Annotated in this window: 11 protein-coding genes; 3 read left to right on the forward strand and 8 right to left on the reverse strand. The window is 64.6% G+C overall.

The annotated features are described in order from the left end of the window. Positions 1-40: 40 nt before the first annotated feature. The 3 genes from PGB26_RS07170 to PGB26_RS07180 all read right to left on the reverse strand — a co-directional run bounded on the left by PGB26_RS07170 (position 41) and on the right by PGB26_RS07180 (position 2,861). Positions 41-967, reverse strand: coding sequence for a zinc-binding dehydrogenase (locus PGB26_RS07170; protein ID WP_271636981.1), 927 nt, complete (start codon positions 965-967; stop codon positions 41-43). Further along, a complete protein-coding gene (locus PGB26_RS07175; RefSeq protein ID WP_271636982.1) occupies positions 964-2,199 on the reverse strand; it encodes an MFS transporter in 1,236 nt (411 codons plus the stop codon). Before PGB26_RS07175 ends, PGB26_RS07170 begins: the two co-directional genes overlap by 4 nt. A 92-nt stretch (positions 2,200-2,291) precedes the next feature. Further along, on the reverse strand, positions 2,292-2,861 hold the full coding sequence (locus PGB26_RS07180; RefSeq protein WP_271636983.1) for a TetR/AcrR family transcriptional regulator: 570 nt from the start codon (positions 2,859-2,861) through the stop codon (positions 2,292-2,294). 276 nt (positions 2,862-3,137) lie between these two features. Between PGB26_RS07180 and mobF (PGB26_RS07185) the strand changes: the two genes are divergently transcribed. Together mobF (PGB26_RS07185) and erm are read left to right on the forward strand one after the other, a co-directional pair. Then, positions 3,138-6,608: a MobF family relaxase gene (gene mobF / locus PGB26_RS07185; RefSeq protein WP_130108830.1), complete on the forward strand. Its 3,471-nt coding sequence runs from the start codon at positions 3,138-3,140 to the stop codon at positions 6,606-6,608. Between the two features lie 267 nt (positions 6,609-6,875). After that, positions 6,876-7,637 (forward strand): 23S ribosomal RNA methyltransferase Erm, encoded by a 762-nt coding sequence (erm, locus tag PGB26_RS07190; protein ID WP_130108831.1) that lies wholly within the window; start codon positions 6,876-6,878, stop codon positions 7,635-7,637. Positions 7,638-7,794: 157 nt separating this feature from the next. Here the strand turns inward: erm and mobF (PGB26_RS07195) are convergent, their stop codons facing one another. The 3 genes from mobF (PGB26_RS07195) to PGB26_RS07205 form a co-directional block, all read right to left on the reverse strand. After that, the gene (gene mobF, locus PGB26_RS07195) at positions 7,795-10,344 is read right to left on the reverse strand and encodes a MobF family relaxase (protein WP_182815971.1); all 2,550 of its coding nucleotides are present in this window, start codon (positions 10,342-10,344) and stop codon (positions 7,795-7,797) included. 160 nt (positions 10,345-10,504) lie between these two features. After that, complete coding sequence (locus PGB26_RS07200) at positions 10,505-10,639, reverse strand: hypothetical protein (RefSeq protein ID WP_255180144.1); 135 nt, start codon at positions 10,637-10,639, stop codon at positions 10,505-10,507. A gap of 347 nt (positions 10,640-10,986) precedes the next feature. Beyond that, a complete protein-coding gene (locus tag PGB26_RS07205) occupies positions 10,987-11,556 on the reverse strand; it encodes a TetR/AcrR family transcriptional regulator C-terminal domain-containing protein (RefSeq protein WP_010154754.1) in 570 nt (189 codons plus the stop codon). Positions 11,557-11,594: 38 nt separating this feature from the next. Here PGB26_RS07205 and tet(33) point away from each other — a divergent pair, with 38 nt between their 5' ends. Then, entirely contained in the window at positions 11,595-12,818 is a 1,224-nt protein-coding gene (gene tet(33), locus PGB26_RS07210) for a tetracycline efflux MFS transporter Tet(33) (protein WP_271636985.1), read from the forward strand. 886 nt (positions 12,819-13,704) lie between these two features. Here the strand turns inward: tet(33) and PGB26_RS07215 are convergent. Then, positions 13,705-14,382 carry a response regulator gene (locus PGB26_RS07215; RefSeq protein ID WP_010154757.1) on the reverse strand — a complete coding sequence of 226 codons (678 nt, stop codon included), beginning with the start codon at positions 14,380-14,382 and terminating at the stop codon, positions 13,705-13,707. Further along, on the reverse strand, positions 14,379-14,819 hold the full coding sequence (locus tag PGB26_RS07220; protein WP_064846260.1) for a hypothetical protein: 441 nt from the start codon (positions 14,817-14,819) through the stop codon (positions 14,379-14,381). The genes PGB26_RS07215 and PGB26_RS07220 overlap by 4 nt, the downstream gene beginning before the upstream one ends. Positions 14,820-15,691 lie beyond the last annotated feature (872 nt).

Here is a 15,691-nt window from a genome sequence, read left to right on the forward strand (position 1 = left end):
TCGCGCGATGGACACCCGGCTTACGGGGCCATGCGCAGAGTTATTCGGTTAGGAGACTCCGTTGCGGCGAACTCTCGACTTGGTAGACGGTCTTGCCGAAGGCTGAGGTGTCAGGCGTTACACGGTTCGTTAGGCCGTCCCAGCTCTCGGCGTTATGCACGGCGACGTGAAGTTGTCCGTTGGCGACGAGATCGACCAAATACTTGAGTTCGGCACCGACCGGCGTTGAGATCTTGACGCTCACCAAATCGATGCGACTTGCAATGAGCGAGGCGGTGTCGAGCAGGGCCGGTGAGCCAGCTGCTGCGCCGACCAGTACGACCTTGCCCTCTGGCGCAACCAGCGAGACAAGTTGCTCGAGAACTGGGCCGCCCGTGGTGTCGATGACGGCTTCCATCGTGCGCAGCTTGCCAATGTCGCGAACGTCGACCACACGGGTGAGAGGATCGCCGAGTCGTTCCAGTGGAGCGGCTCGTTCCGGGCTTCGGGTGAGTGCAGCCACGTGGAATCCGGCGCGGGCGGCGAGCTGGACGATGAGGTGCCCCACCCCTCCTGTGGCACCGGTGACAGCGATGTTCGCGCCGGGCGGTTCGCCCAGATGCCGGACAGCGTGGAGTGCCGTCAGTCCCGCAACGGGAAGCGCGGCAGCCGTCGCTGAGTCGATATCCGCGGGCAGGATGGCGAGATTCCGGCGGTCCACGACGCGGCGCTGTGCCCAGCCGCCGCTCAATCCCCAGGAAACGACACGGCTGCCGCGGACGGGGCCAAGACCATCCGAGCTGGTCTCGATGACGGCGCCGCTCGCATCCCACCCGATCACCGCGTCCGGCTGCCAGCCGACACCGAACTCGCCGCGGTTCAGCGACACATACTCGACCTCGATGAGCACCTCTTCCGGGTCCGCCCGCACAGGTTCTGACACCTCAGCGAAGACGAACTGACCCCCTGACGACACGATGGCTCTCATGCCTGCACCTCTTCTCGCTCGTGAGCGTCCTCACGAATGCCGTGTCGGAGATACGGGCTCGCGAGTGCGGGCAAGATGACGAGGATCGCGAGGACCGCCATACCGATGCCGAGGATCACCGGTGAGCGGAGCCCGTAGACAGGAATGAGGGCTGAGCCGATGGCGGAGCCGAGGATGATCCCAAGGGTGATGAACGACGAGTGGACGGTGTTCGCCAGCGGCGCGGTATTCCCGGCGCGTTGGGCGCGGACCGCCATCGCCGGATTCATCGTTACCCCGACCAAGCCGATGCCGAACATGAACACCAGCGCCAGTGCAGGAACATCGGTGAAGATCGCGAACCCGGTGAGAAAGACGATGTTCAGGGCGGTGCCGCCTAGAAGCGTGGAGATGGTGTGCCGGTCCGCGAGACGGGCCACGATCATGTTCCCGACCAGGGTTGCTGCCCCGTAGGCCAGCAGGAGCAGCGGGACCGTGCCCTCAGCGAACCCCGTGATCTGAGTGAGGATCGGGGTGAAGAAGGTGAACGCGGAGAACGTCGCGCCAATGATGAGCGTGCTGGACACGATCGCCAGCAGGAACTGTGGCCGGCGCAACACCGCGAACTCGTCTGAGGCCGATGGCCTCGGACGCTCGGAGCTATCCGCCTGCGGCGGGTTGCGGACCACGACCACGGTGAGGATCGCGGCGATCACCGTGATGATCGAGATCGTCCAGAACGCCGACTGCCACCCGAGCCGTCCGCCGACGAGAGTGGCCAACGGCAGGCCCAGCAAGGTTCCCAACATCAGGCCGTTCATCGCCACACCCACCGCGCGGCCGCGTATCCGCTCGTCGACCAAGCGAGCGCACAGGGAGACCGCGACGCCGAAGAATGCCTGTGCCGCGACTCCGCTGATAATGCGGGCGACGACCATCATCGAGTACGACGTGGCCAGTGCCGCCAGGAGGTTCCCCACTAGGAAGATAGCGAAGATCACCATCAGCGCCGTCTTGGGAGGTACACGTAGCAAGAAGAGGGTGAGGATCGGTCCGCCGACGGCCATCGCCACGGCGAAGATCGTCACCAGATAGCCGATCTGTTCAACACCGGTGCCGAGCCCGTCGGCGAGTTGGGGCATAAGCCCGGCGACGGCGAACTCGCTGGTCACCATCGCGAAGATGCCCGCAGCGAGGATGTACACCGCCGCGGGAACCCGCCGCGTCGCGGCGGTTTCAGTGGTCGTGATCAAGAGAGACTCCTTCTCCGATTCTGTAACGAATACTTCAAAATGTGGACATGGAAGACTTGGGCGTGCTTGGCGGTGCGTTCCGGCCGCCGCGTCTACGCCGGACGGAGGGCGCGCATGGTAGCGCTGACGATCTCGTGGATCGTCTCGGGACTGGCTCCTCCCTGAGAAGAGATGCGCAGGCCGGCGATCGCGGCGTTGACATAGGCCGCCAGGCCGTCAGCAGAGACGTCGGTTGTGATCTCGCCGGCTGCCTGACCGATGCGAAGTGCGCTCGCCAGTAGCTCTAGCCGTTCCCTGGTGTCGCGGCCGACCCGCTCGATCGTGGCCGTGGCATCAGGGTCATCGGCAAACTCGGCCACGGTGTTGACCGCCAGGCACCCCCTCGGACCACCATGCGCTGAGCGTTCGATCTCATCCGAAGCGATCGCGAGAAGCAGGGCCTCGATCCGCCCGACTGCGTCACGAGTGGTGTCGTCGAGTATCCCGGCGAGACGACCTTGAGCTTCGTCCAGGTACACGCCAAGGCACTCAGCGAAGAGACCGTCCTTGCTGCCGAACGCGTTGTAGAGGCTGCTCTGCCCGAGCCCCGTGGCTCGCGACAGTTCCTCGATGCTGCTCGCATGGAAGCCGTGCCGCCAGAACACCTGCTGTGCCGTGCCCACCACGTGTTCCTGATCGAAAGCTCTCGGTCGCGCCATGAGACCAACCGTACCCCATTATGTAACGAACACACCAGAACCCGAGGCGTCGCACACCCGCATCGGGCAACTCATCGACATGCCCGCATCAGACACGCCAGCCACGACGCTACAGCCGCAGACTGCCCGCCTTCACGCCCGCCGACCCAGTCGCCGCTGCCCCCAAGAAACCGCAGAGAACCGAATATGCACGTATGCCACCGTGGGTGGGGCGTGCGCACCTCCCTCATGAGACAACTCATGAGGGAGGCCGAGATGAAGGGCGGGGTGATCCTGTTTCGCGGCAACGGTGCTGCCGCGCGCCGTTATATCGAAGCCGACCGTTCCCGCGCGGATGAGTATTACCTCGGCGCGGATGATGCCGTGGCCGAGTACGCGGTACTCGACGGGCGCGGCGAAGTCACCGCTACCCACGCTCTGTCGGCGGATGAGTACGAGGGGTGGGTGGACTGGATCAATCCCGGCACGGGCGAGTCGATGGGAACTCCGCGCGCGGCGGCCGTGGGTATGAAGGGGTCGCCGTTGTTCGCGGAGATGACGATCAATGCCCCCAAGAGCCTGTCGGTTGCCGCTGCACTCCACCCCGATGTATCGGTGGCACTCGACGCTGCGCAGCAGGACGCCCTTGCGGAGATTCGCCAGTGGCTGGGTCAGCACTCGGTCACTCGGGTCGGTCCGCGTGATGCGCGGGAAGTGTTGCCTATCGAGCGGATGCAGGTCGTCGGTATCCGTCATAAGACCTCGCGTGCGGGTGATCCGCATCGGCATATCCATATGCAGATCGGCATGCGGGTGTGGGCGGCTGGGAAGTGGCGGGCACTGGATACGGCAGCGTTGTTCAAGCAGCAGGGCGCGATCCGCGCCCTCGGTACGGCGGTGATCGCTGCGCACCCGCAGCTCGCGCAGACCCTTACCAGGCATGGCCTGGCTCTCGACCCGGCCAGCGGCGAAATCAGGGAGTTGGAGCCGTTCAACGCGATGATGTCGAAGCGGTCGGCGCAGATCAGGCGCAACCTCGACCGGCTCGAAGCCGAGTGGGAGGCCGCGCATCCGGGCGAGGAGCTGGGGCGGGTGATGACGGCGCGGTTGCAAGGCATCGCGTGGACGCACCAGCGGCCTGGCAAGAAGCCTGTCGACCTCAAGGATGAGCAATGGTGGGTGCAGGAACTCCGTGAGGCCGGATACGACCCCGCAACGTCTGAGCACCGCACCTCGCAACCAGCCGTCGCGGTGGATGAGCTATCAGTGCAGGAGGTTGCATCGCGGGCGCTGGATCGGAGCGCCGCCTCATCCTCGGCGTGGACGAGGCACACGCTCCAGGAGCACGTCACCCGCATCACCACCGAAGCAGGTGTGCAGGCAACCCCTGCCGAGTTACGGGAGTTCATCACCCTGGCGACCGAGCTTGCCGTCTCGGATTGCTTCTCGGTGCTGCCGCCTGGCGCGGCGACGCCGGAGCATGTCGCGCACCTGACCAGCCTCAGCGTGCTCACCGCAGAGGCCGCGCTCCGCGACCAACTCACCGCCACGAAGCCAAAGCGGAAGTCGGAGCACCCCGACGTGACAGAGGCGGCGATCGCCGCCGGACTCGATAGAGGGCAGACGGTCGCGGCAGCGGCCGTCGCATCTGCCGATGCGCTGGTGATCGTGGAAGGAGCAGCAGGCAGCGGAAAGACGACCATGCTCCGCACCGCCATCGACGTTGCCGCCGAGCATGGCAGACCGTCGCGGGTGGTTGCCCCGACGTTGCGCGCCGCGCAGGTCGCGCACGAAGAACTCGGGGTGCCCGCAACCAGCGTCGCGGCGCTCGTGTATGCGCACGGGTGGCGCTGGAATGCTGACGGCGTATGGACACGCATCGCTGTGGGCGATACCGACCCCGAGAGTGGTCGCGCCTACACCGGCCCGCCGAAAGATACGCGCTTGTCGCGGGGTGAGCGGGTGATCGTGGACGAGGCCGGGATGCTCGACCAAGACACCGCTCACGCCCTCCTGGCCGTCACTGCCGAGGCAGGCGCGAACGTCGCGCTCGTCGGCGACCGCGCCCAACTCCCCGCCGTCGGCCGAGGCGGGGTGCTCGAAATGGCCGCGCAGATACGTGGCCGAACCTATGACATGACCGAACTACACAGGTTCGCCGATGCCGAGTACGCAGCACTCACGCTGGCGTTGCGCGATCGCGAGACCCCTGGCGACGTGTTCGACCAGCTTGCCGTGCTGGGGCTCGTGACGTTGCACGCCGATGATGAGCAAGCCTGCGAGCGTATCACCGAGACCGCTCACCATGGCGAGGCGATCACGGTCGTTACGAACGACGAGGCGGCGGAGTTGAATGAGCGCATGCGCACCGGCCGGGTTGAGCGTGGCGAGGTTGATGACGAGGTGACGGCAACCGGCAGCGACGGCCTGCCCATCGGGGCCGGTGACCTGATCCAGACCCGCAGAAATGACACCGCGCTCGGAGTCGCAAACCGACAGCAATGGATCGTCCAGCACATCGCCGACGACGGCACCGTCTATGCCCGCGAGGTTGGCAGCGGCCGCAAGAACCCCCGCACTGTCACCCTGCCGCCGGAGTATGTGGCCGGGCATGCGCACCTGTCCTATGCGGCGACCGCGTATGGCGTCCAAGGCGCAACCGTCACCACCTCCCACACAATCCTGTCGGAGGCGACCACCGCGGCCGGGGTCTACGTCGGGATGACCAGAGGCCGCGAGACCAACCGGCTGCATGTCATCGCCGAAGACATGGCCGATGCCAGAGCACAGTTCATCGAGGCATTGGAACGCGACCCTGCAGACCGAGGCCTCGCCCACGTCACAGCCCAAGCAGCAGAAGCCGTACGCGGCCTCGTCGCCAATGGCCCGGTCAAGCTCGTCACCGAAGAACTCGCTCGCCTCGACCAGGTAGCCGAGCGCGCCAAGGAGCAGGCAGACCGGTGGGAGCAAAAAGCCGCGCGCCTCGACGCCCAACGAGACGCCCACCGTGCCGAAGATGAGCAAGCCGACGCCGTAATCCACGCTGCTGAGGACGCAGCCGAGCACGTCCGTACCGAAGTCACCAGGCCACTCGTCCAACGAGCAGAGCAGGACGGCGCGACCTACCTTGCCGCTGTCGAGGACGAAGCCGCCGCCAGCACCCGACTCTCGGCCGTCGGCAGGTTCGGTCGGCGCAAAGCCCGCGCCGAGCACCAGGCCGCGAAGGAACAGACGCAGACTCAACGGGCGCGAGTGCGCGACAACTGGGGCAGCGCACCGCCCCGTAATCACCAAGCACTCCCCGGATGGGCAGCCCAGACAGCGGCACAGAAAGCGAAAGGTGACCCCCGCGTGGCCGAAGCCGCCCGCGCCGCCGACGCTGCGCGCACCGACCGAGGAAAAACCTCGCGGCGACACAAGCAAGAACGGTTCGCATTGTTGGCTCGTGAAATTGGAACCGAGCAAGCACGCAGCGATCAGTTCGGAATGCGCACCGTCAACCCACAGCGTGCCGCCCGAGACGCCCTCACGCGAGCAACATTGGCGCGCGCCGAAGCCGACGAACTCCGCAACCTCTCAGTCAACGACGCTGCACGAATCATTGCAGCCAAGCGGGCCGAGCAGGAACAGACACGACGGCTGTTGGAGCAGCGAGAGCGGCAACTCAACCCGTTCCAGCGCACCACCCCCGGCAGCGACCCAGGTCGTGACGGGCCAGCACGCGGCCTGTGATTCCCGGGTTTGCTGCTCCGATGAACTCTGTGCTGCGATCGGGTAAGATGATCGGCATGGGTAACTTGATTTGCGTGTTCGCTGTGACGCACACGCTTGCTGTTCGCGACCGCCGCGCCTGACGGCGCGCCTCGCTGAACGCTTCGCGCGTCGTCCATCCGAGAGACCATTCGCGTCTCGGAACGGCGATTTTGCGCATCCATTTTCTCCGTCTGCGCTCTGCCCTGTTTCCGAGGCGTTCCATCCTTTCTTTCTTGGAGCGCGAACATGCCTCGTTCATCCCACGGTGGCCGCCACGAACTCGGCCAAAACTTCCTCATCCACACACCCACAATCAGCAAGATCACCGCTCTAGTCACCGCGACGAAAGGGCCGATACTCGAACTTGGCGCTGGAGACGGCGCACTCACGAGACCTCTCGCCCAGCTCGGCAGGCCGGTGACCGCGATTGACCTCGATGAGCACCGGATCGCTGGCCTCCGCCGCGCGCTGCCGGATGTGAAAATCAATCACGCCGACGCGCTCACCGTCCCTCTCGACCACCCCGTGATCGTGGGGAACATCCCCTTCCATCTCACCACCCCGATCCTGCGCCGACTTCTCCGCGTCGGCACCTGGACTCAGGCGGTGCTCCTTACGCAATGGGAGGTCGCCCGCAAACGCTGCGGGATCGGTGGCTCCACCATGTTGACCGCACAAACCGCGCCCTGGTTCACCTTCGACCTCCACGGCCGGGTTCCCTCCTGGGGTTTCCGACCACGCCCCAGCGTCGATGGCGGCATCATCCAGATCAGCAGGCGCAAAGATCCGCTGATTCCCGGCTCGCAGCGCACCCGGTACCAACAGTTCGTACGCGCGGTATTCACCGGCCGAGGCAGAACCCTCGACCGTGTCATCGCGAACGCGAGCCACATCGACCCCGGCCGAGCCCGGCAACTCCTGAGGCAGTGCGGCGTCGATACACGCGCACTGCCGAGGGACCTGACACCGGAGCAGTGGGCCGGAATCTGGAACGCGATACCTGAGTAGCCACCCCCAGAGCCACCATGCACGACACAACTTTCGCGATTCGTGGTCTCTCGGCCCGCGATGACGAGTCGGTCGCGTGAGCGTCCTCACGGCGACCGGTAGAATAGAACCGCGCGCACGCGCACGTTCACAGGTGAGTGTGTTTGGGGAACCTCGGCTAGCCGAGGTCGACGTGCTCGGCGACGTAGCTCACGGGCAGCGTGATCGTGGTGCGCCGCTTCGATCCTGCCCGCCGCACGGTGAGGGATCCGTCGTCGTTCGCATGGGCGACGTGCCAGCGGTCGCCGTTTTTCACCCAGCTTCGCCCGAGCGAGAGGCGCCGATTGTTCTCGCGGGTGATGATGAGATCTCCGCGGGAAACTTCGTTGCCGTCATGGAGTTTGACGCCGTCCACAGCGACGTCGCCCTGGAGGATTCGGTCGGTGCGGGCGCGGGTGTTGAGCGCAGAGACCGTGTCGAGGGTTTCCGCGATCAGCACCGTGCTCTTTCCCGCTGCGAGGTCTGTGCGCCAGGCTTGGTAGGCGGCTTCGAGAATCTCGTCATATCCGCCCGGCGTGACGCGCTGGTGCGCAATGTAGGTATCGATGACGTCGGTGTCGCCGATCCGCAACTGCAGGGACGCCTGCTTCTCCCAGTCGTTTCGGAAGCGACGCACATCGACCAGTTCCGGGGCGTCGCCGCGGTCACGCACGAGCATCCCGAACGCGCCGCCCGCGTCCACCGCTGCGAGTTGCGCCCAATCGCCCACGAGCAGCACTTTCGCGCCGACCTGCTGGGCGTGACTGGTGATGGCATCGAGCGCGAACGTGCCACCCAAGGAGGCTTCGTCGATGATGACGAGCTGTCCGCGCGTGAGGTTCCATTTCCCGAGGCGATGCTCATGCAGCCACTTCGCCGTGTTCTCCGTCCCGATCTCCAGATCCCCGGCGAGGACGTCGGCGGCAGCGGCCGAGGGCGCGAGCCCGGTCACCGAGCCTGGCCCGTAGCGTCGCTCCCAGGCTCGGCGCAGGGCACGCATCGTTGTGGTCTTCCCAGTCCCTGCGGGGCCGACGAGTACGTCGAGGACGCGGCCGGAGACGCCGATCTTCGCGATCGCCTGCTCCTGGTCCACCGACAGGGTGTGCCCGTCGCGGTTCTTCGTTCTGGCAGCGTCCTCGATCCATGCCAGCGGTACGGTCGGCGCCGACCGATCATTCGACGCGCCAAGGAGTCGGTCTTCTGCCGCGAGCACCTGCTCGGAGGAGAACACCGTTCCGGCTTTGGGTCGGAACACGCTCGACCCGTCCGCGCGACGAAACAGCGAGGGGCTCTTCGCGAGCTCGGGCGGAGTGAGGCGCAGCGAGACCCGTTCTGCGGCATCGACGATCTGCTGGGTGATGACGTCCCGGTCGTTCGCGGACGCGAAGCGGAGAGCCATCGTCTGTCGCACGGCCTCCGCGTGGAGGTTCCACCGTTTCCACGTCGCTCGCCGGTCACCGACCTGCTGCACCACGACCTCGGCGACCTCCTCGAGATCCTCCAACGGGATATCGTCTGCCCGCAGCAACGGTTCGTGCTCACTACCGGCGAGCAGTGCCGACGCCCAGGTTGGCGCGTCCTCACCCAGCAACGCGGTCGCGCGTTCTCGCCACTGGGAGGTGAGATCGCTGAGAGAGTGCTGCTGCTTCGGGGGCCGAGTCTCGAGCGTGGCCTGCTGCCGGAACTGCCACACCAGCTTCGGGGACGGCTGCCTCCCGTGCTTCGAGACGTAGTCGTCGACCAGCCGGTCTTTGACCTGCTCGATATCGCGAGTACGGGAAGAGAACTCGTCCATCAGCTCCTGCGGCACGCCAACGATCTCCCACGCCGTGGAGCGCCCCGCACCGCGCTCACGGGCTTCCCACCCGACGCCGAGGATCTGAGTGAGATGGTCCGAGAGGACCGCGTTGTAATGCTCCGATAGGCCGGTGACGGCGGCGTGGATAGCGCGAGAATCGAGCGTGCGCCACTTCCCGTCATGAGCTGCTTGCACGCGGTTGGCGACGACAATGTGCGTGTGGAGTTGTGGATCCGCGGCCCGAGAATCGTAATGATCGTAGGCAGTCGCAATCACACCCCGCACGTCGACTTGCGCGACGGCGCCACGCGCCCCTTTCGCGCCGACCCTGGTCATCGCGACGTCGCGCTCGAGTAGGGCGATCATGTCTCGGATCGCTGCGTGGTGAGCTTGGGCAATGAGTGCTTGCGTGCCGCCGTCGGCAACTGCCCAGAGGGTCGAGACGGACTTCGGGACCGAGAACGTGAGATCGAACCCTGCGACCGGCGCATTCGTTGGCTTCTGTGCTTCCTCCGCCTCGATCAGCGCTTGCTGCGCGGTACGCTCACCTGCGGTAAGGGACTTCGGGAGCTGATCGAGGCGGCGCTGCGTCCGCTCGCCCGCGGTGGCAAACTTTCGGTACGGACGCCCCAGTTGCTCGCCGCTGTTCGGATCCTGCCCGTGCCCCATGAGGCGCCGTAACTGCTCCTCGCTCACCGAGGCACCGACGGCGATCTCTCCGGCGAGTCCTGGGAGGCCGGCCCCGAGCCAGATGCCGGGAGGCGTTCCTGCTTCAAGGTAGTACCTTGTCAGCGCTGACGACGCATCGCGATCCCCGTCGCCAGCGACAACTGCGTTCAGCAGGTACCGGTACCCGTCCCCAGCGGTCATGACCCTGATCGAGATCGTCACACTGGGCAGGTGCGCCGCAGATCTTGGGATCTACCCTCGGAAGGCGGAGAGCGCGATGTTTGCGTCAATGCAGGGAGATAGCGAAGAGCGCGCTTCAACGGAGATGCTCGAATGGGTCCACGACGGATTGGACTCCGTGGTCGCGGCAGACGTAGACGATTCACACGCCGTACCCGTCGGCGCCGCTCGGCTCGGGGTCGCATTCTGCGCGGCAGACGTTACAGAGCCGGTGCTCGTTGCTCCCCCAGACCGTGACCTCGATATCGTCGGGGATCTCCATTCCGTCGAACTCCATATGCGGAGGTTAGCTGTCGCGGATTGAGTCGTGTCAAGATGCGGCACCGATGCTAAACCGCCGTTACCTATGGTCATCGCGCCGGTCACGCACTCGACGCTTAGTTCTTGAGGTACTCGAGGACGGCGATGACGCGCTTGTTTCCTGTGCGCTCGTTAAGGTCGAGCATGGTGAAGATGCTGCTGATGTGCCGTTCCGCGATCGCGACGCGACATGCATACGGTCCCTGATTTGCTCGTTAGTGAGCTCCGTAGCCATGAGCAAAACGTCAGTATCGCGGAGGAGCTGCTGCGGGAGCGGGAAAGGATTGACCTTACTGACGCAGAGACCCAAAGCGCGAGCATCCCTCATCGCTTTGATGCCAGCCCTTCAACCATTGCAACTAACCCGAACTCGAAATCTAGGTCTTGATCGACAGGCTCACATCCGTTGTCGAGCGCTGTTTGTTCTTCTAGTACGAAACCGACCGTATAGCGGCTGATAGCCATGAGAGCTCGGACCGCAGAGACCTCAGCGAATCCTTCGGACACGAGAAACTCGATCTGACTTTCGGGGGCATCCGAGCCCGCTGGCATCTGGTCACTCTTTTGACGGTGAAACTCTGCGTGCAGCCGTGCTCCATCCCGGACTGCCAGAAGCGCTGTCCGGAAGCTCCGCGCGTTGCGCAGGAGAAAGTCGTCCCAGCGCTCCCCTGACTCTGGGAGTGAGGCGTGGTGTTCGCGATCAAGCACATCAGCTGCGAGCGATCCGAGCAGGTGGCCCTTTGTCCGAAAGTGCCAGTAGAGCGCTGGCTGCTGCACCCGCAGATGCGCAGCCAGCGCCCGCGTGGTGAAACCGTCGATCCCCGTGTTATTGAGCACATGCCTCGCACCGCGCAAGACTGCTGCACGATCGAGTCGCGCTTGTTTCTGAGCCATGCTTGCACTTTATCATCGATAACTTTATCGTTGATAAGGTGTCATCTCTCACTTCCGCTCGTGGCTCGTTGGCCACGGTCCTCATCACGGCTAGCCTCGACGCCGCCGGCATGGGCCTGGTGATGCCGATTCTCCCCGCACTGCTACACGAGGCAGGGGTCACCGCTGATGCGGTTCCGCTGAACGTCGGAGTGCTGATCGCGCTCTACGCGGTAATGCAGTTCATCTTTGCCCCCGTACTGGGAACACTGTCGGACCGATTCGGCCGCCGCCGGGTGCTGCTTGTTTCCCTGGCCGGTGCGACCGTCGACTATCTCGTGCTCGCCACGACATCCGCTCTGTCGGTGTTCTATATCGCCCGTGCAGTGGCTGGGATAACCGGAGCGACCAATGCGGTCACCGCCACCGTGATCGCCGACATCACGCCACCCCACCAGCGCGCCAAGCGTTTCGGTTTACTCAGTGCCTGCTATGGCGGCGGAATGATCGCGGGGCCAGCCATGGGTGGACTGTTCGGTGCCATCTCGCCACATCTGCCGTTTTTGCTCGCTGCTCTTCTCTCAGCGAGCAATCTGGCACTCACCTTTATCTTGTTACGCGAGACCCGTCCTGATTCCCCTGCGCGCTCTGCGTCGCTCGCTCAGCATCGTGGTCGCCCCGGCCTCAGCGCGGTGCCTGGGATTACCTTCCTATTAGTCGCATTCGGCCTTGTTCAATTCATTGGGCAGGCTCCAGGTGCGACCTGGGTGCTGTTTACTGAACACCGCCTCGACTGGAGTCCCGTCGAAGTTGGAATCTCCCTGTCCGTCTTCGGGATCGTACAGGTTCTCGTGCAGGCCCTCCTTACTGGCCGCATCGTGGAGTGGATCGGTGAGGCAAAAACAGTCATCATCGGGTGTGTTACCGACGCCTTGGGTTTCGTAGGCCTGGCGATTGTCACTGACGCATTTTCCATGGCGCCTATCTTGGCGGCACTGGGGATCGGTGGCATCGGCCTCCCCGCTCTGCAAACCCTTCTCTCCCAGCGCGTCGATGAACAGCACCAAGGGCGCCTCCAGGGTGTGCTCGCCAGCATCAACAGCGTCACATCGATCTTCGGACCGGTCGCTTTCACAACGATCTTCGCGCTCACTTACATCAACGCCGACGGCTTCCTCTGGCTCTGCGCCGCAGCACTCTACGTGCCCTGCGTGATTCTCATCATGCGTGGTACAGCAGCGTCCCCGAAGTTCGGCTCATGGGCGAGCGGCGACTCGATGTGAGTTGTGAGACGTGAGCAGGAGCAACACGGCGGCGACACTGCTTCGCCATGGCCGACTAGCGAGACGGCGCCACCGGGAAACTCGGCATCATCTACCAAGGACAGGTCAGCTGGGAGCCTGATAGACCCATCGAAATGTGCGTGCCGATCGCGGAGAAAGGCCGGGCGCATCGGATCGAGCCATAGCACCATGAGTCTTCACGGAAGTGCGTTGACGGAGACTTCGTTGTGAACCGGGCCAAGGGAGAGCTGGAGGCCCTCTCCGAGTGGCTTGCCGATGACATGAGCTGGACGCTCATCGAGAAATCCACACACAGCGGCCCCAGTGCAGCCCGAGAGGTGCGCCCGCCGTTCTCCCGAGCGGGTGGAGGTCATTTCTGTCGTCACCCACGGACGACGCGCTTCCTGCGACGGCTACCTCGAGGCTGGAGGAATGCGCGTCCGTTTCAGCCATGCGTTCCGCTTCGTCAGCACCCCCAAGACCGCGATGATCGCAGAACTGCGACGCTACTGCATCGAGACGCAGGTTGACTGAGGCCTGTGCGGACAGCACGAACGACCCTTAAGCCCGTAATCTGGGAACCGCAGAAACTACCCGATCGAAACGCAACTACTTTGCCGGCCCTACGGGGTTGGCTCGCGGTCGTCGTCCTTGGCCGCGACCGTGCGCAGGAGGTGCTTGTAGCCATCCCTCGCGATCATCACGCGCATCGAAACCGTCACGACGCTACTGCCTTCGACGATCAGGGGAGCGGGGACTGATCGCGGACGCGCTGTCCACTTTGGTTAAAAGATTGCGCCGCTGTAGACGACCGCCATCTAGATGCCGACGATGACCATGCTCTCGAGTGCGCCACTACCCACCATTAGTGTGGTCAGGGTCGGCTTCAGGTGATGAGTCCATGTCGGTAGGCGGTGATGGCGGCGTGGACACGGTTGTCGATGCCGAGGGTGTTGAAGAGCTGGGAGACGTATTGCTTGACGGTGCCTTCGGACAGATGCATGGCCCTGCCGATCTGGGCGTTGGAGAGTCCGCGAGCGATGTGGGTGAGGAGCTCGATCTGGCGCTCGGTGAGCAGGGCAGTGAGTTCGTCTCGCGCGGTTCGGGTGCGGTGGCCCGCTCGTTGCTCGGCGGCGAGCCAGCGGGCGACTCGAGGGGAGAACGCGCCTCCGCCGTGCGCGAGGGCCCTGACGCCGGCAATGAGTTGCTGAGGTTCGTCGGACTTGAGGAGGAAACCGAGGGCGCCGGCGTTGATCGCATCGGCGATGAGATGGTCGTCGGAAAAGGTGGTGAGCATGGCGATCGGAAGCTCGGGCAGTCGGTGCCGGATCTCACGGAGAGCTCCGATGCCGTCGAGTCGTGGCATCTGGATATCCAGCAGTGCGACGTCAACGCGGTGTGTTGCCGCGGCGTCGACGGCCTCGTGGCCGTTGCTGGCGAGGGCGGTGATGTCAAGGTCAGTGGCGGAGGCGAGAATAGCGGCGACGCCGGTGCGGACGAGCTGGTCGTCATCCGCGATCAGGACACGGATCGGCGGGGTGTCGGTGCGATCCTCCGGGGTCATGGCGCGGGAACCGTTCCGATCCTGCTGACCTGGTCGGAGGCGAAGCAGACGACGTGGACGTCGACTCGTTCGAAGAAGCTGATTTCCGCCTCGTAATAGTGACAGGTCTCGTCGGGGCGAGGCGGGAACTCATCGCGTGGAGGATCGAGCATCTCCAGGGCGGCCACCGCGTCCTGTCCGGCGACTCGAGGGGCAATGGCAGTCTGTGTGGTCTCGGTGACGACCGTAGTGGTGCCGACTAACCCAGCGACCAGGTACAAGTGGACCATGGTCAGCGAGTCCAGTGCCAGGGCAGTGATCACCGTCGCCAGCAGCATTGCTCGGACCAGGCCAGAGCCAGCGAGCAGCCGCACCGTGGGCGAGCGGTCGACCAGGACCCCAATCGGGATCCCCAGCACGAGGAATGCCAGTGTTCCGATGGCGTTGAGCAAACCCATCTGCGCAGCACTGGCTCCAAGAACCAGTACCGCCAAGACATCAGTTACGAAGTCGACACCCCGACGCCCAGCGGCATCCAAGGCATTGGACAATAGCAATGGCCACCTGGGCCGTGGTAGCGAGGATCGCAGAGAAGAAGAGGAATCGGTAGAAGACATGAACTTCCCTCAGGAATGAGCGGGCGAGTGGGCAGAACAAAGGACCGCGCGACGTTCCAGCGCGGTCCTGTTACTCGCCACTTACAGGCTGGCCCGAGCCCTGAAGAACATGTCCCAACCTTCCTGGATGGATCGACCAGGAGCGTGGACAACCGTCCCCGCTCAGTGCTGAGTCTAGGCCAGCGCCAGCGCAGACCCTCAGTCGCATCCCCACATGCCGCCGAGCACGCGTCCTCGATTCCCTCCCCCGCGTCGCTCTGAAGGCCGGAACTGACTGCCCCAGCCCTTCGCGGGGGAACATGCCCGAGCCGGATGCGCAGTGGTGCCGGTGCCGCGCTGCGTTCTCCGACAGATGAAGCAGCACGGTCCCGCTGCGCGCCCCTGGCCGAGCAGATCGGCGCACGCGCCATGGTGCCCGCGATCGGCGTTGCTGCCAAGGCCGTGACCACGCTCGCGATGTCAGGCCCCTCGGCTGAACCACAGCCTGACTCAGCTCGTATACGCCCAACCTTGATACGCAGGGTTACCAGTATCGGCGCCAAGCCCCATTCGCCGGGTCAAGCTGACCGTCCGCGGGGTTAGGACGCGTATACGCTTGCCGCGTGGAGGACTTCGCCCTGCAGCCGCACTGCGCTCGGTTCGAGGGGCACCTTCAAAGTGACCATTGCCAACCCTAATCCGCACCTGTATGCCGACATTGCGGACATGCAAGA

Origin of the sequence: Microbacterium sp. nov. GSS16 (genome assembly GCF_028198145.1) — a bacterium.
In the GTDB taxonomy this organism is placed as follows: Bacteria; Actinomycetota; Actinomycetes; order Actinomycetales; family Microbacteriaceae; genus Microbacterium.

Excerpts from the sequence above, each read along its gene's own strand:
- PGB26_RS07170 (WP_271636981.1), bottom strand. The coding sequence starts at position 967 with ATGAGAGCCATCGTGTCGTCAGGGGGTCAGTTCGTCTTCGCTGAGGTG.
- mobF (WP_130108830.1), top strand. The coding sequence starts at position 3,138 with ATGAGGGAGGCCGAGATGAAGGGCGGGGTGATCCTGTTTCGCGGCAAC.
- erm (WP_130108831.1), top strand. The coding sequence starts at position 6,876 with ATGCCTCGTTCATCCCACGGTGGCCGCCACGAACTCGGCCAAAACTTC.
- PGB26_RS07200 (WP_255180144.1), bottom strand. The coding sequence starts at position 10,639 with ATGGAGTTCGACGGAATGGAGATCCCCGACGATATCGAGGTCACGGTC.
- PGB26_RS07205 (WP_010154754.1), bottom strand. The coding sequence starts at position 11,556 with ATGGCTCAGAAACAAGCGCGACTCGATCGTGCAGCAGTCTTGCGCGGT.
- PGB26_RS07215 (WP_010154757.1), bottom strand. The coding sequence starts at position 14,382 with ATGACCCCGGAGGATCGCACCGACACCCCGCCGATCCGTGTCCTGATC.
- PGB26_RS07220 (WP_064846260.1), bottom strand. The coding sequence starts at position 14,819 with ATGGGTTTGCTCAACGCCATCGGAACACTGGCATTCCTCGTGCTGGGG.